The sequence below is a fragment of the Haloechinothrix halophila YIM 93223 genome, from assembly GCF_000504245.1.
In the GTDB taxonomy this organism is placed as follows: domain Bacteria; phylum Actinomycetota; class Actinomycetes; order Mycobacteriales; family Pseudonocardiaceae; genus Haloechinothrix_A; species Haloechinothrix_A halophila.
In genome coordinates, this window is sequence record NZ_KI632509.1 from 1,500,379 (window position 1) to 1,522,541 (window position 22,163).

General features: G+C 67.7%; 17 protein-coding genes. 12 read left to right on the forward strand and 5 right to left on the reverse strand.

Annotation, left to right across the window (positions count from 1 at the left end):
- The first annotated feature begins 15 nt into the window (after positions 1 to 15).
- The 4 genes from AMYHA_RS07010 to AMYHA_RS07025 all read left to right on the forward strand — a co-directional run bounded on the left by AMYHA_RS07010 (position 16) and on the right by AMYHA_RS07025 (position 3,644).
- Positions 16 to 420, forward strand: a complete 405-nt coding sequence (locus tag AMYHA_RS07010; RefSeq protein ID WP_034269201.1) for a hypothetical protein — start codon at positions 16 to 18, stop codon at positions 418 to 420.
- 73 nt (positions 421 to 493) lie between these two features.
- The gene (locus AMYHA_RS07015; RefSeq protein WP_231104644.1) at positions 494 to 1,369 is read left to right on the forward strand and encodes a lysyl oxidase family protein; all 876 of its coding nucleotides are present in this window, start codon (positions 494 to 496) and stop codon (positions 1,367 to 1,369) included.
- 207 nt (positions 1,370 to 1,576) lie between these two features.
- On the forward strand, positions 1,577 to 2,269 hold the full coding sequence (locus AMYHA_RS25590; RefSeq protein WP_157361882.1) for an AMIN-like domain-containing (lipo)protein: 693 nt from the start codon (positions 1,577 to 1,579) through the stop codon (positions 2,267 to 2,269).
- Between the two features lie 73 nt (positions 2,270 to 2,342).
- Positions 2,343 to 3,644, forward strand: coding sequence for a hypothetical protein (locus tag AMYHA_RS07025; RefSeq protein WP_034269203.1), 1,302 nt, complete (start codon positions 2,343 to 2,345; stop codon positions 3,642 to 3,644).
- A 191-nt stretch (positions 3,645 to 3,835) separates the two neighbouring features.
- Here the strand turns inward: AMYHA_RS07025 and AMYHA_RS07030 are convergent, their stop codons facing one another.
- Entirely contained in the window at positions 3,836 to 5,110 is a 1,275-nt protein-coding gene (locus tag AMYHA_RS07030; protein ID WP_051400348.1) for a cytochrome P450, read from the reverse strand.
- Positions 5,111 to 5,257: 147 nt separating this feature from the next.
- On the opposite strand from AMYHA_RS07030, the gene AMYHA_RS07035 reads away from it, so the two are divergent.
- Complete coding sequence (locus AMYHA_RS07035; RefSeq protein WP_034276196.1) at positions 5,258 to 5,527, forward strand: metal-sensitive transcriptional regulator; 270 nt, start codon at positions 5,258 to 5,260, stop codon at positions 5,525 to 5,527.
- 74 nt (positions 5,528 to 5,601) lie between these two features.
- Positions 5,602 to 7,032: an MBL fold metallo-hydrolase gene (locus AMYHA_RS07040; RefSeq protein WP_051399619.1), complete on the forward strand. Its 1,431-nt coding sequence runs from the start codon at positions 5,602 to 5,604 to the stop codon at positions 7,030 to 7,032.
- Between the two features lie 43 nt (positions 7,033 to 7,075).
- Here the strand turns inward: AMYHA_RS07040 and AMYHA_RS07045 are convergent, their stop codons facing one another.
- Both AMYHA_RS07045 and AMYHA_RS07050 read right to left on the reverse strand, forming a co-directional pair.
- Positions 7,076 to 9,385 (reverse strand): LuxR C-terminal-related transcriptional regulator, encoded by a 2,310-nt coding sequence (locus AMYHA_RS07045; protein ID WP_231104645.1) that lies wholly within the window; start codon positions 9,383 to 9,385, stop codon positions 7,076 to 7,078.
- A gap of 129 nt (positions 9,386 to 9,514) precedes the next feature.
- Entirely contained in the window at positions 9,515 to 10,654 is a 1,140-nt protein-coding gene (locus AMYHA_RS07050; RefSeq protein ID WP_034269206.1) for an MFS transporter, read from the reverse strand.
- 265 nt (positions 10,655 to 10,919) lie between these two features.
- On the opposite strand from AMYHA_RS07050, the gene AMYHA_RS07055 reads away from it, so the two are divergent.
- From AMYHA_RS07055 to AMYHA_RS07070, 4 genes are all read left to right on the forward strand, one after another.
- A complete protein-coding gene (locus tag AMYHA_RS07055; protein WP_034269208.1) occupies positions 10,920 to 11,156 on the forward strand; it encodes a hypothetical protein in 237 nt (78 codons plus the stop codon).
- Positions 11,157 to 11,508: 352 nt separating this feature from the next.
- Positions 11,509 to 12,888 (forward strand): FAD-binding protein, encoded by a 1,380-nt coding sequence (locus tag AMYHA_RS07060; RefSeq protein ID WP_034269211.1) that lies wholly within the window; start codon positions 11,509 to 11,511, stop codon positions 12,886 to 12,888.
- Between the two features lie 3 nt (positions 12,889 to 12,891).
- Entirely contained in the window at positions 12,892 to 14,139 is a 1,248-nt protein-coding gene (locus tag AMYHA_RS07065) for a class I SAM-dependent methyltransferase (protein WP_034269214.1), read from the forward strand.
- A gap of 217 nt (positions 14,140 to 14,356) precedes the next feature.
- A complete protein-coding gene (locus AMYHA_RS07070) occupies positions 14,357 to 15,058 on the forward strand; it encodes a PaaI family thioesterase (protein ID WP_051399620.1) in 702 nt (233 codons plus the stop codon).
- Positions 15,059 to 15,065: 7 nt separating this feature from the next.
- Here AMYHA_RS07070 and AMYHA_RS07075 read toward each other — a convergent pair whose 3' ends face one another.
- Entirely contained in the window at positions 15,066 to 16,757 is a 1,692-nt protein-coding gene (locus AMYHA_RS07075; protein ID WP_051399621.1) for a TIGR03767 family metallophosphoesterase, read from the reverse strand.
- Between the two features lie 133 nt (positions 16,758 to 16,890).
- Here AMYHA_RS07075 and AMYHA_RS07080 point away from each other — a divergent pair, with 133 nt between their 5' ends.
- Positions 16,891 to 19,911 (forward strand): M14 family zinc carboxypeptidase, encoded by a 3,021-nt coding sequence (locus AMYHA_RS07080; RefSeq protein WP_034269216.1) that lies wholly within the window; start codon positions 16,891 to 16,893, stop codon positions 19,909 to 19,911.
- A gap of 243 nt (positions 19,912 to 20,154) precedes the next feature.
- A complete protein-coding gene (locus tag AMYHA_RS27800) occupies positions 20,155 to 20,424 on the forward strand; it encodes a DUF4234 domain-containing protein (protein ID WP_231104646.1) in 270 nt (89 codons plus the stop codon).
- Positions 20,425 to 20,798: 374 nt separating this feature from the next.
- On the opposite strand, the gene AMYHA_RS07090 is transcribed toward AMYHA_RS27800, so the two are convergent.
- A complete protein-coding gene (locus AMYHA_RS07090) occupies positions 20,799 to 22,133 on the reverse strand; it encodes an ABC transporter substrate-binding protein (protein ID WP_034269218.1) in 1,335 nt (444 codons plus the stop codon).
- Positions 22,134 to 22,163 lie beyond the last annotated feature (30 nt).

Consider the following 22,163-nt stretch of genomic DNA (forward strand, 5'->3'; position numbering starts at 1 on the left):
GAAGGAGTCTTCGTCGTGGTCAAACTAGCTAAACTAGCCGTAATCGGCGTATTCGCGGCCGTGCTCGCACTGTTCGGCGGGACGCTCAGTGCCTCAGCGGGGCACTGGACCAGTGTTGAAGAGATCAGTGGCAACCCGAGCTGCGATGGTGGGCTCAAGATCGAGCCAGTCGAGAGTGGCACCTATGACGGCGTCACCATCACCGTCGACGGAACGTCGTTCAGTTTCAGTTCGTCGACAGAAGTCACCTCGGTCATCGTCAAGGGCGGGCCGAACGCACTCCTGTACACCTACGACCCCGGCGTCTTCAGTGACAGCGGGCTCACCGCTCCGGTGAACGCCAGGAACGGCAAGCCGTACGGCCTGAGCCACCTGTGCTTCTTCTTCGGCGACAAGAAGAACCCCGACCCGAAGAAGTAGTTGTTTCCCACTCCCAGCCGGCCGGGCGCGCGCCGCGTGTCCGGCCTAGCGCCTTTCACTCGAGGAGGTACCGGTGTCCCGTCGTCATTGGGCAAGCGCGGCAGCGGTCGTGCTGGCGAGCGCGCTCGTCGCCCCAGCGCAGGCCGCGGCCGAACCAACACCACAACACGCCGACCTTGGCATGGCCCATCTGTCTGACCTGTACGTCGCGACGACGACGGACGGCCGGGAATTGCTGCGGTTCTCCGCCATGATCGTCAACGTCGGATCAGGGCCGTTTGAGATCGTCGCGTCCAGAGCGGACCAGTTGTCCTCGTTCGATGTCATGCAGCGGATCAGTCAGTCGGACGGATCGACAACAGACGTCCCCACGGATGCTGAGTTGGTTTACGGCGGCGATGGCCACGACCACTGGCACGTGCGGGACCTAGAAAACTACGAACTGCTGCGGCTGGACAACGGCGTCAAGGTCGGCACGGGCGCCAAGAGCGGGTTCTGCTTCTTCGACACCGACCCATACGAGCTGAGCCTGCCCGGCGCGCCAAGTGACCCGGTGTACAGCCATGAGACATGTGGTCACCTCGACTCGCTCGACGTCTCGATGGGGTTGTCGATCGGGTGGGGCGACGAGTACCCGTGGAACCTGCCTGACCAGTACATCGAGATCACCTCGGTCGACAACGGCAAGTACCGGCTGCGCGCCACTGCCGACCAGGGCGAACTGTTCACCGAGGCCAGCGAGTCCAACAACGTCACCTGGGTCGACATCCGGCTGTCCCGGCGCGGCGGCAAGACGTCGGTGAAGATCCTCGACTACGGCCCCGATGCCCTCAGCTCCGGCGATGACGATGGCTCCGGTGGCGATGACGGCGGCGGGCCCGGTAACGGCAACGGCAACGGCAACGACAACGGCGTTGGCAACGGCGGCACCCCGCCTGGCCACGAGTAAACCGCCCGGGTGTCGCGAGGGGCTTCTGTGGGACGCGAGGTGTCCCGGAGAAGCCCCTCGCGCTGCCTCACCCATTCCCTGTCTCACCGCGATGACGGATAATCATCGTTTCGTCGACAGCATGGACATTTTTCTGTGACTACCGGCCTTAGTCATGCATCACAGGAGTATCCAACGTGATGCGATAGGGACGGTGATCATATGCGCATGGCAGGTCGTGTAACAGGCACGGTGGCGGTGCTCGTGACGCTCGTGGCAGGGGCCTGCACGGCGGGTGAGCCGGTCGCGGGCGACGCGACCGGCGCGACAAGCCCGACGACCGCGACCACCGGCACGACAAGCCCGACGACCAAGTCGGAACCCACCGCGACGACGGCGGAGTCGACCACGACCACACCGGAACGGGCAGGGGCAGGGCCGTCGTCGTGCAAGCGGGTCACGACGTGGGACTTCCGGCCGGACCGAGAGCCAGGCAGCTCGTCCGACCGGCTGTTCCAGGCCCGAATCGGGCAGCACAAGTGCTTCGATCGGGTGGTCTTCGACATCGACGGCACCGACAAGCCGGGCGCGCTGGTGCGCTACGTCGATGTCGTGCGCGCCGACGGCTCCGGCGAGCCGTACCCGGTCGCGGGTGACGCCGCGCTTGAGGTGATCGTCCGGGCGTCGATCAGCGGCTACCCGGAGAGCACCGGCACGTTTGGCAGGCCGGGCAACCGGCTCTACACCGCCGAGGATCTGCGCGACTGGCGCACCCTGCGTGAGGTCCGGTTCGCGGGGTTCTTCGAGGGGCAGTCCACGATCGCACTCGGCGTGCGGGAGAACCTGCCGTTTCGCGCGTTCACTCTCGTCGACGCCGATGCGGGCATCAGCAAGCTGGTCGTCGACATCGCACACAAGTAAACGGCCACACGAATAACCGGGGGTGTTGCCATGGCATCATCACGCTGAATCGCGGGACGAGAGCTGGAGGAGCATGTCCGAGGACGTACTCGCCCACGGCAGCGGTGGGCGAGAGGACCTGCTGCTGCCGTTCGCCGTGGTCGTGATGGGTGCGCTGCTCGTCGTCGCGGTGACGTTCGTGGCGCTGAGCTATACCTGGCGGCGGCCACGACTCCGCGGTGCCGCCGCGGGCACGCCGTTGCCGACGCCGCTGGCCGCCGCGCTCGACTCCGCCGCGCTGCACTGGGTGATGCGGGCGTTTGGTCTGCTCGCCGCCGCGGGGCTGGTGCTGATGCTGCTGTTCGGACCGGAAACCGCCCGGTCCAACCCGGCTGGCGGCATGGTATACGGGCTGCTCTGGGTCTGGCTGCCGCTGATCTCGGCGGTGGTCGGGCCGGTGTGGCGGCGGATCAACCCGCTGCGCACGGTCCACGCCGCCATCGCGCGGCTCAACCGCACTGACCCGGCGAGCGGCCACCTTGACTTGCCTGAGCGGTGGGGCTACTGGCCAGCCGCCGCGCTGCTGTTCGGGTTCGTCTGGCTGGAACTGGTGCCGGACGCGCGGGCCGATCCGCCGCTGCTGTTGCTCGGGGTTACCTGTTACGCGGTGGCGATGCTGATCGGGGCGTTGCTGTTCGGCGCTCGCTGGTTCGACCAGGCTGATCCGTTCGAGGCCTACTCCGGCCTCGCCGCGCACCTGGCTCCGCTGGGACGTCGTGAGGACGGCACGCTCGTGGTGCGCAACCCGCTCGACGGCCTTGCCGCGCTGCGCCAGCGGCCTGGCGTGGTCGCGGTGCTGGCGATCCTGCTCGGGTCGACCGCGTTCGACAGCATCACCGACACAGTGTTCTGGCTGGAGTTCACCCGAGCCACCGCGTATCCCGGCCTGGTCGCCGTTCTTGCGTTGCTCGTGGTTGTCGTCGTGATCGCCATGGTCTACGTGCTCGCGGCCCGCACGACAGGGCGTGGCGAGGGGCTGCCTGGCCGGTTCGCCGCCGCGTTGATCCCGCTGACGCTCGGCTACATGATCGCGCACTATTACACCGTCGCGGTTTACGAGAACCAGCGGACCGTGCTCCGCACCCTGGCGACGATCAGCGACGGCGGTCTGTTCGGCGCGAGCGCGTCCGATGCCAGTGCGGTCATCGCCACGCCGACGATCGTCGCCAGCGTCAAGGTGATCGCCGTTGTCGTGGCGCACGCCCTCGCCGTCGTGGTCGCGCACGATCGCGCGGTACGGCTCCGCGCGCGCGAACGCGGCGCACTCGGCGAAGCTCCGCTGCTGGTGTTCCTCGTCGGCTATCTGGTCGCCGGGTTGTGGCTGTTGTTCCCATGACGGCGGGCCCGGGTCGGTGCGCTGCTCGTCGTCGCCCGCTTGGCTGGCGTCGTCGCGTTTGGACGTTGAAGCTGGCTGTCGGAGTGTCGATCTTGAGGCGTTGAGGCGACACATATCGCCACAACGCCTCAAGATCGACACCTCGGAGGTCGCTCGGTGCGGTGTAACGTACGCTGCCGTAGCCGCCGTTCTCACCCCAGCATCACGGGCAGCGATTCCACGCTGTAGACGATCGACGTCTCGCGGAAGTCCAGCTCGTCCTCCGGCGTGGCGAGCCGCATGTCAGGAAACCGTCGCAGCAGCGCGGGAAACGCGGCGCGCAGCTCCATCCGCGCCAACTCCGCGCCGATGCAGCGGTGCACGCCGTGGCCGAACGCGAAGTGCTGCGTCGGCTGCCTGCTGGCGTCGAAGCCCTCCATGCTCGGTCCGAGCGCGGCGTCGCGGTTCGCGCCGCTGAGCGAGCACACCACGACATCGCCCTCCTCGATCCGCGTGTCGCCGATCTGGATGTCGCGCCGGGCGAACCGGGGGAACGCCACCTGCACCACCGTGAGGTAGCGCAGCAGCTCCTCCACCAGGTCGCGCACCGAGTCCTCGTCGTGCGTCGCGCGTTTGCGCGCGTCCGCGTCGCGCAGTAGCACGAGCGCGCCGAGCGCGAGCATGCTCGCCGTCGTCTCGAATCCGCCGGTGAGCACGCCGTCGGCGAGCCCGGCCAGCTCGCGGTCGCTGACCTCATCGCCATGCTCGCGGATGATCATGCCGATCAGGCCGTCACCCGGCTGTTCACGTTCCTGCTCGACGATGCGCTGCAGGAACTCCAGCGACTGCGAGATCGCGCCGAGCGAGGCGTCCGCACCGCCGAACAGGTCGAACCGGCGCATGCTGAGCTGCTGGAACTCGTGCCGGTGCTCGTAAGGGACGCCGAGCAGCTCGCAGATCACCAGCGAGGGGATGGGTAGCGCGAACGACTCGACCAGGTCGACTGGGCCGTCCGCTGCCGCCATGGCGTCGAGCTGTTCGGTGACGATCCGATCGATGCCGGGCGTCAGGCGCGCGAGGCGACGCATGGTGAACTCCGGCGTCAGCAGCTTGCGCAGCCGCGTGTGGTGCGGTGGGTCGGCGAATCCGAGCCCGCCCGGGTTCTGCTCCGCGTGCGCGCCCGCCTTGCCGACGACGTTGCCGAAGTCGTTGCTGAAGTTCTTCGCGTCCGCGAGCACCGCCTTGGCCTCGGCGTGTCCGGTGACCAGCCAGACATTGACGTCGAACGGGATGTCCAGCTTGCTCACCGGCGCCTGTTCGCGCGTCGCGCGCAGCTCGGGGATCGGATCGAGGCCGTGACGTCGCAACGGGCGCAGCGCTGTCTCCGGCAGGAACGGCAACTTCGCGAGGTCGAAGCCCCGCTTGCGCGCTCGGTGGAGGTAGACGCGTGCCAGCGCCGACCTCAGCCACGATCTGATATCCAACACGCGCGTGACCGTATCGATCGCGGCTGAACACGTGCTGAGATATCGCCGCGATGTGAGCAAACTCAAGGCGTCGAGCCGCACGGAAATGGCCCCCTCGATACCCCCATGGGTATAGTACGGTTGAGTGGCAACATGGAGGTGGACGTCGTGGAGATCAAGCCGGAGTCGATCGGGGATGCGCTTGTGCGGCTGCGCCGTGCGAAGGGTCAGTTGACCGGAGTGATCGAGGCAATCGAAGAAGGCAGGGATTGCTCGGAGGTGCTGACGCAACTCGCGGCGGTGTCGCGCGCACTTGACCGTGCCGGGTTCAAGATCGTGGCGAGCGGAATGCGGCACTGCCAGCAGGCCCGCGACGACGGTGATGAGCCCGAGATGACCGAGCAGGAACTGGAGCGGTTGTTCCTCGCCCTGGCGTGACTCGTGTTGCGGACCCGTAGTTTCCGAGAATACCCCTGCGGGTAACCCTCGCGGGGTCGAAGGGAGTGGGAACGGTGACGTCGAATGTGGTGTCAGGCCAGGGCGGAGACCCCGCTGGCGGACTCACTGTCGAGGTGATCGAGACGTCCTCGCTGGGGGACCGCAGTTATCTCGCGACAGACGGCGAGGTCGCCGTCCTCGTCGACCCGCAACGCGACATCGACCGGGTGATCGCCGCGGCGGGTAGGCACGACGTCCGGATCGTGGCCATCGTCGAGACCCACGTGCACAACGACTACGTCTCCGGTGGACTCGAGCTATCGCGGGTGACCGGCGCGGAGTACGGCGTCGCGGCGGCGGACAACGCACCGTTCCGGCATCGCCCGCTTGCCGACGGCGAGGTCATGACGTTGTCGGACCAGATGCGACTGCGTGCGGTCGCCACACCGGGCCACACCTTCCATCATCTGTCCTATGTGCTCGAAGGCGGGCAGGGCGCCGTCGGGGTGTTCACCGGTGGCTCGCTGCTCTACGGCACCACCGGCCGCACCGACCTGCTCGGCGAGGATCACAGCGAGGAACTGGCCCGCCACCAGCACGCCTCGGCGCGCAAACTCGCCGACATGCTGCCGGATGGCGCGCGGATCTGGCCGACGCACGGCTTCGGCAGCTTCTGCGCGGCGACGCCGTCCTCCGGCGAGTCGGCCACCATGGGCGAGCAGCGCGTGGTCAACCCCGCGCTGACCCTCGGCGAGCACGAGTTTGTCGAGCAGACCCTCGCCGGGCTGGACGCCTATCCGGCGTACTACGCGCATATGGGCGTGAAGAACCTGGCAGGGCCGGAGCCGATCGACCTGCGCGAGCCCGACAGGGCGGACAAGCACGAGCTGGCCAAGCGGCTGGACGCTGGCGAGTGGGTGATCGACCTGCGTTCCCGCAAGGCGTACGTCATCTCGCACCTCGCGGGCATCATCAGTCTCGGTCTCGACGGCGCCATGGTGACGTGGCTCGGCTGGCTGATCGACTGGGGCACGCCGATCACGCTGGTCGGCGAGACCCGCGATGAGGTCGCCGAGGCACAGCGTGAGCTGGCGCGCATCGGCATCGACAAGTTCGCCGCGGCGGCGACAGGCAAACCGGAGGAACTCGCCGCCGACCCTGCCCAGCTGCGTAGCACCGCCACCGCGAGCTTCACCGACCTTGCCGCCGCGCAGTCCGGTCAGCAGCTCAGCGGCCTGCCGCTGCCCGAGGTCATCCTCGACGTGCGCACCAACAACGAGTACCGCACCAGCCACGTCGACAGTGCCGTGCATATCCCGCTGTACGAGCTGACACGCAGGGTGGAAGAACTTCCGCCCGGCACGATCTGGGTGCACTGCGGCAGTGGCTACCGGGCCGCTGTCGCCGCGTCCCTGCTTGAGCGCACCGGGCGTACCGACGTCATCGTGGTGGACGACTACTTCGATGACGCCGCCGACTCCGGCGTGCGTATGGCTGACGCGTGACTGGGATCGCGCTGGGCTGAGCCGTCAGCGCTGGCTCAACGCGTCAGGTTCGCTGCCCGCCGACCACCCACGCCGCGATCTGCGCCCGGTTAGTGAAGCCCAGCTTGGTCAGGATGTGCTCGACGTGGGTCTCGGCGGTGCGCTGCGCTATGACCAGCGTCGACGCGATCTGGCGGTTGGTCATGCCCTTGGCGACCAGCTCCGCGATCTCCGATTCGCGCTTGGTCAGCGGGGTCTGCGGGGCGTGCTGCTCGGCCGGTTCCTCGCCGAGCGCGTAGCCGATCGCGGCGTCGGTCGGCAGTGCGGCGCCGACGGTGAATTCCGCGCCTGCCCGCTCGCTGCCCAGCTCGCCGGTGACCCGCTCGGTGTCCCGGTACAGCGGATCGACGAACGCCCCGTAGTGCGTCGGCGACGCGCCGAGCGTGTGCCACACCGTCGTCGCGGCGCCGAGCAGCCTCGCGGCCCTGACCGGGTCGTCGTGGTGGGTGGCGCAGCCGGCCATCACGGTCAGCGCGAACGCGATGATCACCTGGTCGTCGACCCATTGCTGCAACCGCAGCACCTCGAGGCCCGCTTTCTTGGCCGCGTCGATGTCGCCGCGCAGGTACTCGACGGCGGAACGAGACCACAACGCCCATGACCGCCAGAACACCTCGCCGCGTGCGACGAACGTGTCGATGCAGTCGCCGAGCACCGTGCGTCCGCCGTCGAGGTCGCCATCCAGCCCGAGCGCGAGGCCGTAGTTGAACGTCGACCACAGCTCGGCGCTGAGATCGCCCTGTTCCCGGAACATACTCCCCGCCGTGCGGAATAGCTCGACGGCGGTGGACACGTCGTTGCTGATCAACGCGGCGTAGGCGCGCACGTGGCGCACATAGGCGCGAGCGCTGTCGTCGTCGGTCGCCTCCGCGACATCGGATGCCTTGGCCAGCGCGGTTTCGTAGGCGGCGAGGTCGTTCTGTACCAGCGCGAAGAAGGCGTAGATCCACAGCGCGTGCCCTCTGCCAGCGGCATTGGCTGGGGCGGCGTCGATCAGCTTGGTCAGCCAGATCCTGCCCTCGCAGATGCCGCAGATGATCCAGTACTCCTTGAACGCGAACACCATCCGCAGCCCGATGACGGCCTCGGTGGGGTCGGTGGCGCAGAAGTCGAGCGCCACCCGCAGGTTGGCGTTCTCGCGGCGGAACCGGTTGATCCAGTACACCTGGTTCGGCCCGATCCAGTCGGCCTCGAAGCGTTCGCTGAGCGCGAGGTAGTAGTCCCGGTGCCTCCGCTTGAAACGCAGCAGCGCGCTTGCTTGTCGCAGGCGGTCCTCACCGTACTGGCGCATCATCTCCAGCATCCGGTAGCGGACCTCGCCGTCGCGTTCCTCACGGAGCAGGATCGACTTGTCCAGTAAGCCGTCGATGACGTCGAGAATGGCGGCGCTGTCCAGGCCGTCGCCGGCACAGACCTGCTCGGCGGCGTCCAGGTCGAAGCTGCCGGAGAACACCGACGCCCGCCCCCAGAGCAGTCGTTCCGGCTCGGTGCAGAGGTCGTAGCTCCAGTCGATCAGCGCCCGCAGCGTCTCGTGGCGACTTGGCGCGCTGCGGTTGTTGCCGGTGAGTAGCGCGAACTGGGCGTCGAGCCGGTCGGCGAGCTGGCGCACCGACAGTGCCCGCAACCGCACGGCCGCCAGCTCGATCGCAAGCGGCAGCCCGTCCAGTCTGCGGCACAGGCTGATCACGTCGTCCACGTTGTCCTGGGTGATCTCGAACGACGGCACCACGGCGGTGGCGCGGTCGACGAATAGCCGCACCGCGTCGTAGCGTTCCAGCGCCTGTGGCCGCTCGCCGTGCTCTGGGACCGCAAGCGGCGGCACCGACAGCACGCGTTCACCAGCGACGCCGAGTGACTGTCTACTCGTCGCGAGCACGACGAGGTGATGGCAGGCGGTCACCAGCGTGCCGACGAGCCTCGCGCAGGCGGCTACCAGGTGCTCGCAGTTGTCCAGCACAAGCAGCATCCGTTTGCTGCGCAGTGCGTCGACGATGACGTCGACGGTCGGCCGCGCCGACCGGTCGCCGGGTGCCAGCTGATTGGCGATCGTGTTGACAAGCAGGTTCTCGTCGCGCAGTTCGGCGAGCGGGACGAACAGGATGCCGTCGCGAAACGTCGTGCTTGCCGTCGCGGCGACCCGCAGTGCCAGCCGTGTCTTGCCGACGCCGCCTGGCCCGGTCAGCGTTACGACGGATGCCGCGCCGAGTAGCCGTTTGACCTCGCGTATCTCGGTGTCGCGGCCGACGTAGGTCGTCACCTCAACGGGGAGGGGATCGACCGGCGATCGGTGCGCCGTCGGACTCAGCGCCGTCACGTCATCACCAGTCCCGTTCGCGCGTGCAGCTGTCCGCAGGTGCACGGTGGGTCCTCATTGTGCCTCATTATTTCGGAATCGATACATCGCGCCAACGAAGAAGGTTCGGTTCTCCTGGCGGGTCGCCGCTCAGCGGATCGGGGCTGACGTCGTGGTGCGGTGGGGCCAGCCTGCCACGATGGCGGGGATCGCGAGTACAAGCAGCGTCGCGGGGAGCAGAAATCCGAGCACGGGATCGGCGCGATACAGCCCGGTGAACGCCGCGGGTGCCGCGGCCATGCCGAGGAACCGCGCCGAGGTGACCACCGAGATCGCCGAACTGCGGGTGGTGCCGTCGCCGGTGAGCGCGGTGGTGTTGACGCCGACGAGCACGAGTTGCGTGGCAAGCCCCGAGAGCGCCCACGCCGCGATGATCAGCGGGAGCGAGTCGGACAGGGCGATGCCGCCGATGGTGAGCCCGCCGAGCAGCAGGCCGCCGCTGACCGCGGCCCGGGCCCCGAACCGGTCGGCCGCCCCACCGACGAACCGCGCGCCGAGGATGCCCGCGACGCCGTAGGCGGTCAGGATCGTGCCGCGCAGCGACGGGCTCAGCGCGAAGGCGTCGTCCAGCCGGAACGCGACAAGGAACGGCAGCCCCGCCAGGCAGGTGCCCAGCAGCAGTGCCGCTCCGATCGGCCACCGCACCACCGGGCGGAGCATGCTGCGCAGCGTCGCCGCGATCGAGGTCGGGGCGGCGGGTGTGTCGCCGGGCAGCGGGCTCGCGGTGAGTGCGAGGGCGACCACGGCGATCCCGGCGAACGCCCAGCGCCACGACGCCTCGGCGGCGAGCCCGCCGATCAGCGGGGCGGACGTCTGCCCGATGGCCTGCATGGCGCCGAACGTGCCGACCGTGCGGCCGAGCCGGTGCGCTGGGGTGATCGCGGCGAGCTTGGTCAGCAGCAGCGGCGTGGTGAAGGCGTTCGCCGCCCCCTGTAGGCCTCTGCTGACCTGGAATAGCCAGAACCACGGCGCGATGACCGACAGCAGTGCGGCGAGCACGTAGACCAGGTAGGCGACGCGGATCGAGCGGCTGAGTCCCCACCGTTCGCCCAGCGTGCCGGAGACCAGCATGACCAGTGCGAACGGCAGCAGGTACGTCGTCAGCGACGACGCGGCGAGCGCGGGTGAGACGCCGAAGCTGGCGCCGAGTTCCGGCAGCATGGCCGCGACGACGCCCCCGCCGAACGGGCCGAGCAGTCCACCGATGTACAGCGCGGCCTTGGTGTTCACCGAACACCCCGCTGCGTCATCGCGTTCGCTCCCGTCGCTGTTCCGCTGCTAAAAAGTTCGCGTTGCTAACTAGGTAGCCGCTCATACGGTAATGGCGTCGGGCTGGCCTGGCAGCGCAGCCGTCCGTCGGTGGTGCGTCGGGTCATGCTCTTGCACATCTCGCGGCAATCGGTAAGGGTGTTCACTCACTCGGATGACGTGATCGCAGGGCTACCCGCCGTGCGAACTGGAGTCCGACCCGACGGAATCGACACAAGGAGCACAGATGTCGCACTCGCGCCGGAAGTCATACGCCGCCGTTGCCGCGCTGGCCGCCGCTGGCGGTCTGCTGCTCGGGGTCGCCCCCGCCGCGGCGCACGGTGGTTCTGTCACCCCGCCGAGCGAGCAGCAGGACTGCCGCAACCTCTCGCTGCACGAGAAGGGCGAGGGCAGCAACGCGCAGGACGGTACCAACACGGCAGGCGAGAACGGTGCTGCCGTCGAGGGTGGTCACTGCGACTGACCGATCTCTCGTAACGCTGTCCGGGTGAGCGCGTCCGTTCGCCCGGACAGCGTGCCGTGACCCAGCCGCGTCGTCTCCGGCGCGCCGGGATCATGCCTGCCCCAACGAGCATCCCGATTGGACGCGCCACCAGACTGGGGCCGTCGCCGGGATGTCGCTCGGTGTCGTCACCGTCCTGCTCGCGACCGGCCTCGCGGGGTGGCCGGGTGTTGTTCACGCTCAGGATGGGTACACCCGGAGGAGGCCATCGGCCTAGTCCGGCGGGACGAGAGACACCCGTTCGGCGCAGCGCACACGGTCGATGACCCGTTTAAGCGGCACACATCGATCATCTAGGCATATCCTGGACGTCATGGGCGGGAGCAGGGCATCGTCGACCTACGGTGACGCGGTACGCGACCTGCGGCAGCAGCTCGCGTCCGCACCGTCGGACGCGCCACCCAGGCTGGCCAAACGCACCTCGAATCTGTTCCGCTTCCGCGAACCGCCAACCGGGCCCACGCTCGACGTCAGCGCGTTCAGCCGCGTGTTCAACGTAGACCCAGACGCCCGCACGGCCGACGTCGGCGGCATGACGACCTATGAGGACCTGGTCGACGCCACGTTGCCGCACGGGCTGATGCCGCTGGTCGTGCCGCAGCTCAAGACGATCACGCTCGGTGGGGCCGTCGCGGGGCTTGGTATCGAGTCGACGTCGTTCCGCAACGGCCTGCCGCACGAGTCGGTGCTGGAGATGGACGTTCTCACCGGCGACGGCGAGGTGGTGCTCGCCAGGCCGGACAACGAGCACAGCGACCTGTTCTTCGGCTTCCCGAACTCCTACGGCACCCTCGGCTACGCGGTGCGGCTGCGGATCGAGCTGGAACCGGTGCGGCCAACGGTGGCGCTGCGGCACCTGCGGTTCGCCAACGCAGCCGAATGCGCCGAGGCGATCGCCGAGATCAGTAAGCGGCACGCCCACGGCGACGACGCCGCGCCGGTCGACTTCATCGACGGCACGGTGTTCGGGCCGGACGAGTACTACCTGACGCTCGGCCGGTTCACCGACGACGACGTCCCGCACAGCGACTACACCGGCACCCGCATCTACTACCGCTCGATTCACGAACGCACCACCGATGCGTTGAGCGTTCGGGACTATCTGTGGCGCTGGGACACCGACTGGTTCTGGTGTTCGCGGGCGCTCGGCGCGCAGCATCCGCTGATCCGTCCACTGTGGCCCAAGCGGTATCTGCGTTCGGACGTCTACCGCCGCATCGTCGCGCTGGACCGCCGGTACCGGCTCAGCGATCGGCTGCGCGCGCTGACCCGATCACCACGGCAGGAACCGGTGATCCAGGACATCGAGGTGCCGGTCGACCGGCTCGCCGAGTTCATGGAGTTCTTCCATCGCGAGGTCGGCATCACGCCGATCTGGCTGTGCCCGTTGCGGCTGCGCGGCACGCGGACCTGGCCGCTGTACCCGCTCGAACCGGACACGCTCTACGTCAACGTCGGATTCTGGTCCGCTGTGGACCTGCGCGACGACGAACGGGTAGGCGACCGCAATGCCGAGATTGAGCGGGTGGTGACCGCGCTCGACGGGCACAAATCGCTGTACTCGACGTCGTTCTACTCCGAAGATGAGTTCCGCAAACTCTACAACGGAGCTGAACACGACCAGCTCAAACGCCGCTACGACCGGGATGGACGGTTGCCCGGGTGGTACGACAAATGCGTACGAGGGAGGTAGGCAATGCGGCTTGCCGAACTGTTCATGCGAGCCATCGGGGACAGCGAGCTGTCCGAAGTGCACGCCTATGACGGCAGCCATGCCGGAACCGATGGTGCCCCTGTCCGGTTCGAGGTGCGTTCGCCGTACGCGGTGTCGTACCTGGCGTCCGCGCCGGGCGAACTCGGGCTGACCCGCGCCTACATCACCGGCCATCTCGATATCGCCGGTGACCTGCACGGCGCGCTGACCAGGATGCACACGCTGCGGGTCTCGGACCTCTCGCCAGCGCTGCGCGCGCGGATGATGGTGCGGCTGCTCGCGACGCGGTTGCGATGGCCGGTCAAACGGCCCGCGCTTGAGGCGCGGCTGCGCGGACGTAAACATTCACCGGAACGCGACCAGGCCGCCATCGCGCACCACTACGACGTCTCGAACCGCTTCTACGAGTGGATCCTCGGTCCGTCGATGACCTACACCTGTGCGGTGTATCCCCGTGAGGACGCCACGCTGGAGGAAGCGCAGTACACGAAGCACGACCTTGTCGCGCGCAAGCTCGGGCTGAGTTCCGGGATGCGGCTGCTCGACGTCGGTTGCGGCTGGGGCGGCATGGTCATGCACGCGGCCAAGGAGTACGGCGTGCGTGCGCTGGGCGTGACGCTCTCGCGCAAACAGGCGGAGTGGGCGCAGAAGGCCATCGCGCAACGCGGGCTCGGTGACCTCGCCGAGGTGCACCACCTCGACTACCGCGACGTCGCGGAGAGTGGCTTCGACGCGATCAGCTCGATCGGGCTGACCGAGCATATCGGTAAGTCGCAGTTGCCCAGCTACTTCCAGTCGTTGTACGAGAAACTACGGCCTGGCGGCAGGCTGCTCAACCACTGCATCACGCGGGCGGACAACTCGCGGCCATCGAGCGTGAAGGGCTTTTTCGACCGCTACATCTTCCCGGACGGCGAACTGCTCAGCCCCGGCTTCATCATGTCGACGATGCACGACACCGGTTTCGAACTGCGCCACGACGAGAACGTGCGTGAGCACTACGCCAAGACGCTGACCGCCTGGGCGGACAATCTCGACGCGCACTGGGACGATGCGGTGTCCGAGGTAGGCGAGCAGCGCGCGCGGACGTGGCGGCTGTATCTGGTCGCGTCCCGGATCGGGTTCGAGACCAACAACATCCAGCTGCACCAGTCGCTCGGCGTGAAGCTGGACGGGGCACGCTCCGGCATGGCACGCTCCGGCATGCCGCTGCGGCCGGACTGGGACTGAGCTGGCGCGCCGCCACCGGCGGAACCGCCTGTGGTCGATCCGGAGTGCCACTAGCGTGCGCTGCTGTCCAGACATGTGATCTTGAGGCGTTTTGGTCGCTATGACGACCACATCGCCTCAAGATCCACCGAACATGTGGGCAGTATCGCGTTGCCGATGCCTGGAGAACATCAGCGCCGCATGGGACGGTGGAACGCGTTCTCTTCGAGGAGGTGCCGTGGATCGAGAACATGATCGCGAGCGTGACGTCGAGGAGTCCACCGATGTGCTGGCTGATCGGCGCGCTGCGGTCGCCGAGCTCGGCGCGGAGCTGCGCGCGCTGGTCGAGGCAGCCGTGCGCACCGAGGTCGCGCCCGATGAGTTGCGGCACGTCGCGAAGGAAACGCGGCGGCTGACCGAGCGGCTCGGCGAACGGCAGCGCGAGGTCACCGAGGTGGCGGCGGTCGACGACCTGAGTAGCAGGGTGCGGATGTACAACCCGGTGATCGGGGACGGTCATCCTGTCGCGCCGCCGATCGATTTCGTGCGCGACGGCGACGAGGTCACTGGCCACTTCACGCTGGGTGCGATGCATGAGGGGCCGCCGTCGTGCAGTCACGGCGGCATGAGCGCGCTGTTTCTGGACCAGGCGCTCGGCCACGCGGCGGCGACCATCGGCGCGCCCGGGGTCACGACCGATCTGAAGGTTCGCTACCTGCGGCCGGTACCGCTCGGGGAGCCGCTGCGCATCTGGTCGAAGGTGACCGAGGCGAGCGGCAATCGCACGCACGTCAGGGGTGTCATCACCACGGCAGCCGAACCGGGCACCGCGCTGGTTGAGTCCGAGGGACGCTTCATGCGGCTCAGCCGCGCGCAACTGGAGCGCATCTTCCCGGACCTGGTCGGCAAGCACGTGTCGCCGGGCAGCGTGCACGACTGAGCGCCGCCTAGGCGAACGGGTGCGGCAGCAGCAGTTCCGTGTTGCGGTCGGCAGCAGAGCCGGTTCCGGTGCCGAAACCCTTCTGCGGGTCGTTGGCCATCAGCTCCCGCGCGAATGACGCGACGTCGTCGTCCGCGTGGTCGACCATGGTCGTGAATAGCGACACTGTCCCGTCGTGGTTGTCCAGCACGTCGATCAGCCGTGCCTGTGATGGCCAGTCGATGTGCGCCGCGGAGCCGATGTCCCAGAACGGCCCTTGCCTCGGCGTGATCACGTTGTTGTGGGTGTGGCCGTTGACCCAGCCGATCACGCTCGGGTGTGCCGAGACGACGGCGAGCACGTCGTCAGCGGTGTGGCGGGGGAGGTCGTTGCCGTCCGCTTTCGCGAACGGGTCCGGTGCCTGGTTGGGGTTGGTCAGCGAGCGCGGGCCGTGGTGGCTGAACAGCAGCACCAGTGTGCGCTCGGCGTCGGCTTCATCGAGCCGGTCGTCCAGCCAGGCCAGTTGCCGATCTCCGACGGAACCGTCGGCCAATCCACCCGGATTGACGGTGTCCAGCACGATCCAGCGCACCGCGCCGACGTCTCGCACGTAATAGGCCACGTTCTCGTCGACGTTGCGCTGCGCGAACCCGTGCCCGGACGGCGCGCCTGGCGAGTCGAGGTGTGCTCGCATCCACCCGCGTTTGCGCACGTACTGCCGCTGCTGGTCGGCGGTCACCGGCAGAGCGGGTGCGCCAGGCGTGGTCAGCTGCCCCAGTGCGGCGGCCGGGTCGGTGAGGCTGTGGCAGGTCGCGTGCTCCGGCGTGCCGACCACCTTCACTCCGCCCTCGGCGATCACCCGGTACGGGAGCAGCACCGGCGAGTTGCCCTGGGCGAGGCCATCGTGGTTGCCGTAGCAGCTGAACCACGGCATGCCAGCGCCCGCCGCGTCGAACGGCGCGAGCGCTCGCTCCAACCAGCCGGGCGCGTCCGGGAAGCCGAACAACTCCTTGTACTGGTCGGGCGTCCCGGTGACACCGGGGTCGGGATGCCAGTACGCGCGGTCGCCGGACCGCTGCACCCCCTCGTAACGGGCCAGGTCACCGGACTGCGCCACCAGCGGACGCCCGGTGAGCGCGGAGCCGTCCATCAGATCGAGGAACGTCTTGAGCTCGTTGCCCTGCTGGTTGTCGGTGTTGTCGCCGGTGCAGATCGCGGCCTGCAGTGGGGCGCCACTGACTGGAGACGTACCGATCGCGCGGATACGGCGCAGCATCGCGTCACCGATGCGGGCGCTCGCGGCCTCCTGCGGGCGATGCGCCGACGACAACGGCGTGATCGCGCCGCACTCGCCGTCGGCGTAGCGGTCGGTGAACTCCACCCGCGTCGTGGACTGGGCATCGATGATGTGCTGGTCGGTGAGGTGCACGAACGACACCAGGCTGCTGCGTCGTCCCCTGCGGCCGGGTAGCGCGCTGGCCAGCTCCTCGCGGAGCAGATGCGGCTCGCCCCGGTCCGGTGTGACGGCGCGGTAGTCGCCGATCTGGCCCTCGCGCAGCACCCTGCCGGGACGCAGCGTGCGGGCGAGCGTGGTCAGTCTTCGCGCTCGCCTCGCGGCGTTCCTGCCCGGCGTGACCTGCGCGGACGCGGCGTCCGGTAGCCCAGCCGTGACCGCGGCGGTGCCGATGATGCCGAGGAAGGCTCGGCGGCCGATGCTCACAGCCGGAGAGCGTAGACCTTGGCGCAACCCCGCACTACCGATCAGCCCGGCCGTACCTTCCGAGCGGCTTCGTCGTTAACGCCAGCAAGAGAACACGACACGTATTCAGCTCCTGCCGCCGGGAGGTGCCGCGATGCGTCGCATCATCGCGTTGATCGGATCAGTCGTCGTTGTCGCCGCCGCACTGACGCTCGTTGGCGCACCGCAGAGCGCGGCCACCCCGGTCGCCACGACCGAGGAAACCTATCAGCAGTTCAAGCGGGCATTCCCCGATCCGCAAGGGTGTCTCGACGGCGAGGCGGGCACCAGCCCGTGGGCCAAGGGCGACGTCTGTGCGGCCCAGTTCATCCAATACCAGGAAGCGCTCGACGGGCTGAAGTTCCTGGAGAACCGCTTCCCCCGGTACTTGCGGCTGTTCAACCTGCGCGAGCAGTTCGGCGACCAGTTCCGTGAGGAGATGCGTAGCGCGGGGCTGCCGCAAGAGGACCTGTCGCGGCTGCGTAGCGACCTGCGGGTGGTGAAGGTGACCGACAGGGAGTCGCCGGTGCCAGAGCCCGACCGCAAGCACTTCGCATACGTGCTCTCCATCCACGGCATCGAGAAGGCAGGCCTCGAAGGTGGCATCAGGGCAGCCGAGGAGTTGGTGACCTGGGCTTCCTGCGAACAGGACGCGGATTCCGCGCCCGCCTGCGCCGAGGAGGGGCCGTTCCCCAAGCCGATCCTGGAACCATCCAACTCGGGCCCGACGGCGACCGAGACGTTGCGCGAATCCGTCATCTACTTCGTGCTGGCGAACCCGGACGGCTGGCGGCGCGGCGACGTCACCGACGGCGGCGTGTCCTATCAGCGCTACAACGGCAACGGCATGGACCTGAACCGGGACTGGCCCACCATGGGCTACACCGAGCAGCAGTACACCCCGGGGAGCGAACCGGAGACCAGGAGTTTCGCCGAGTACCTGACGGCGGTGAAGGACCGCACGTCGGCGGGCAGGTTCGCGGGTGCGATCGACCTGCATGGCATGGTGACGGCGCCGTCGTTCTCCTTCACGCTGCTCGGTGCTGGTCAGCGCGACTACCAGCGCAACGAGCTCACCGTGGACACCGCGATTCGCACCTTCCGGGACTCCGAGAAGCGGCTGTCCTGGTCGAACCTGATCGCCACCCAGGAGGAGGGCTGTCCCGGCGACATCGAGGAGCCCGTGTTCGGTGGCGGCATGCCGATGTGCTCCGACCAGTGGGGCACCGTGTGGGACACCATCAACTACCAGATCACCGGCGGGTTCGCCGACTGGATGGAGTCGCCACTCGGCCTTGACGCCGTCGGTATCGACAACGAGATGGCGTTGTCACACCTCGCGCCGAATACCGTCTACGACCCCGAGCTGGAGCAGCTGCACATCGACGGCAACAAGGGCCTTATCTACTCGCAGATCGCCTCCATGCTGGAAGAACGCTCCGCCGAGTTCCAGCCGGACGGCAAGGTCGGCTATATCTTCGACCCGGAGCGCATCACCAACCCGGGCGGCGAGCCCGTCGACGGTCCGGAAGGGATGCCGACCCAGGACACGATCACGCACATCTCGCCGACCGGTATCCAGGAGTTCCAGTTCGACGTCAAGGGCGTGCCGGACGGGTTCTTCAACGGCGGGCTGACCGTCGAGGCCACATTCGGCAACCTCGACGGCATCTCCACCAACTCCGCCGCCGAGCTGATCTTGGATTACTGCGGCCCGCCGCTGCACCCCGGCGGTGAGGAAGGCTGCCGTGAGGTGGCGCGGTACTTCAACCAGAGCCCGATCTACCTGCAGGCGGGCGCGCGGATCGACCTGAACAGCCCGCCTGCCGGGCCGTACCGGATCCGCGCCAACCCGACGCGGGCGCTGCCGACGAGCTACGAGATCTCGTTCAGCTCGGATCAGGCCTATGACCAGCCGGATCAGGCTGGCTACGACGTGTCCAGGATGGACTTCTTCCGCGATCTGAACGAGTACGTGCCCGATGGCAGCGACTTGACGGCGATCCCGGTGGACGACGTCCTGAAGGGCAAGGGCAGGAAGCTGGACCGGTTCGACACCGTCGTCGTCGCCGGTGACCTGATGCCTGGTTTCGTCAGCAACGGCGAGCAGGACCAGGGTGAGCCGCAGCCGTCGGAGTCGTTCAGCTTCGGCCCGGACGCCGCTCCGTTGCCGGGGACGTCGAGCCCCGCTTACGAGTTCACCGTGGCGGATGGTTTCGACAACGACCGCATGGTGGTCGAGGCCAGCTGGGCGAACACCAGCGACTACGACCTGCGCGTTGAGCGGCTGAACCCGGCCACCGGTGAGTGGGAGGATCGCGGCTGCGAGTGCGTGTTCGTCAACACGGGTGAACAGGTGACGGTGTTCGGCCCTGAGCCGGGCGACTGGCGAGTGCGGGTGGAGAACTTCCTCGCCGCCCCGCAGCAGGTCGACGGCACGATCGAGTTCGTGTCCGATCCGGCGCCGGAGGCGGGTGGCGACAGCGAGTACAGCACGCGGCAGTTCGAGCGGTATGCGTCCGGGCTCTCCCGGTTCGCCGCGCGCGGCGGCAACCTGGTGCTGACCGACTCGAGCATCTCGGGCCTGCCCGCACTGGGTACCGGCATCGACCAGGATGCGGTCACCGGCGGGTTCTTCTACGCGGGGTGGATGGACTTCCACGACGGCTCCGATGGTGAAGGCCCCACCTACGACCGGCACCCGCTTGCCGAAGGTGTCAACAAGGAAGGCACCGCGGAGGGACAGGCCACTGTGGACGGTCACGAGTTCAACAACCGGCACCAGACGTACGAGCCGGTGCCGATCGGGTACTACGTGAGCCCGTCCGGATCGGGTAACGCCGACTGCGACAGTGACCGGTGCGACTCGCCGAACTGGATCGTGTCGCAGGAGGCGTGGGAGTCTGCTGGTGGCAGCACGGCCGCGCGGACGCTGGTCCGCACCAGTAAGGGGCCGGGGCCGTCCGAGGTCGGGGTGTCGCTTGGCGAGTTGCCGGTGGGGCAGGGGCGCATCCGAATCGCCGGTGCGCTGCTGCCGGAACCGACCGAGCAGAACCCGCACCCGTACGGCCTGCGCTCCTACGCGCTGACCTACACCGGCTACCAGCTCGTGGAGAACCTCCTCGACCTGCCCTAGCCCGCCCCGGATACGTCGTGTCCGACGCTCAGGACGTCGTGTCTGGCGCTCAGGACGTCGTGTCCGACGCTCAGGACGCCGTGTCCGACGCTCAGGACGTCGTGTCTGGCGTTGTGGACAGGCTTCGCGTCTAGTCGCAAGCCGGTCACAGGACGTTGCAGGATGGTATAGGCGGCCGTCCGAGTGGGGCAGTCTCATTAGCATCGCCCAGTCGCACTATCGGATGACGACAATGGAGTAGGCATGGCCCACCCCGAATACCCGCCGCCCGCGACCCGCCCGGGATCCGTGCCGATGGGCCTGGCCATGAAACGCCGTAACCCGATCACCGTGTGGCTGGTGTGGCCGCTTCTGGCGCTGGGTATCTACCACCTGGTGTGGTACTACAAGATCCACCGCGAGATGGCCGAGTTCGACCGTCGCCGTGAAGTGCCGGTCGGGCCAATGCTGGGTGCTCCTGCTGCTGAGCTGGACGCTCATCGCGCCGCTGATCTCGTTCTACAACACCGGTAACCGAATCAGGAACGCTCAGCACGCCGCCGGACTCGCCCCGACCTGCAGCCCCGTCGTCGGCTTGTTGCTGTGTTTCGTGTTCGGCGCGAAGGTCATTTATTACCAGGCCGAGCTGAACAAGATCGCGGACCGCTACGGCGTCGAGCCGGGCACACAGATTCGGCTCGCTGCCTGATCGCAACTGGGTCGGCGTGAAGGACACGACGTCGCCAGCGCAGAACACGACGTCCTGAATGTCGAACACAACGTCCTGAACGTCAGACACAGCGTCGGGAATGCCGGACACAGCGTCGGGAATGCCGGACACGGCGTCCTGAGTGTCGGACACGGCGCTGGGTTCACCCCAGCGCCGTGTCCCACCTCCCGCGCCGCGGTTAGCTAATCGGGTCGGGGATGCCGTCCTCAGGTGGCGAGTCGTTGCCCGCACCAGAGTTGTCCTCGGTGATCGGGGTGTCGCCGATGTCGGTGACCAGCACCGGTGTCAGCGGGTCCGCCTTACCGTCCTTCAATTCCGACACTCGCAGCCCGGAGATACCCATGTGGCTGTCGCCGGAATAGCGGAACGGTGCCAGCGCGGGCCCATCGAACTCCGTGCCCGCCTGCTCGATCGCCTCGACGATGCCCTCCCGGGTCGGGTTCGGTCCCGCCGCCTGCAGCGCCTGCACGAACGTGTAAGCCTGCGACATGCCGTACACGCGGTAGTTGGTCAGCTTGGCGTCGCCGCCGTGCTCATCCCACACTTGCTGCCACAGCTCCATCCATGGATCGTCCGGCGTGTCGACGCCGGGGATGTACTCCGTGGTCAGCACGCCGTCGAGCAGGCTGCTGCCATCCTTGACCGCGCCTTCGGAGAACCGCGCGAGCAGTGAGCCGACCAGTTCGGGATCGGAGCCGACGTTGCTGTAGAACCACTTCGGGTCGAAGTTGAGCTTCTTCGCGGTGAGCTGCGTCAGTGCGGTGTACGACGGCGTGTTGAAGCCGAGCACGACGTCCACATCGGCCGCTTGCAGCGCTGCGATCTGGGGTGCGACGTCGGTGTTGCCCGAGGTGTAGCGCTCGGTGGCGACGATCTGCTTGTCGAGATACTGCCGCAGGCCCTTCTCGCCGTCCTCACCGAAGTCGTCGTCCTGCAGGAACAGTCCAACGCGGGCGTCCGGCATGTTCTGCTTGACCCACTGGCCGACGATCTTGCCTTCGGTCTCGTAGTCTGGTTGCCATCCGAAGGTGTAGGGCTTGGACTCGACGTCGTCACCCCACTGCAGCGAACCGGACGAGACAAAGAGGTCCGGCACCTTCTCGCCGTTCAGGAAGTCGACGACGGCGCTGTGCGTCGGAGTGCCGAGGCCGCCAACCATCGCGAAGATCTCGTCTGAGAGCACAAGTTCGTTCGTGACCTGGCTGGTCTGCGTTGGGTTGTAGGCGTCGTCGCGCACGACGAACTCGATCTTGCGCCCATGGATGCCGCCGTTGGCGTTGACGTATTCGTAGTACGCCTTGTGTCCGCTGGGAATCTCGCTGTATCCAGGCGCGGCGACGCCGGTGAGCGGGAAGTGCGCCCCGATCTTGATGGAGTCCTCTGTGACGCCGACGACGTCCGCCGAACCGCCTTCGCTGTCGTCCGGCCTGCCGCCAGCGCCGCACGCCGCGAGCACCGCTCCGGCTGTGAGCACGCTGGTGAACACCGTGACGCGCCGTGACCACGTCCTCATATGTTCGCCCTTTCTGTTGGTGATCTGTTG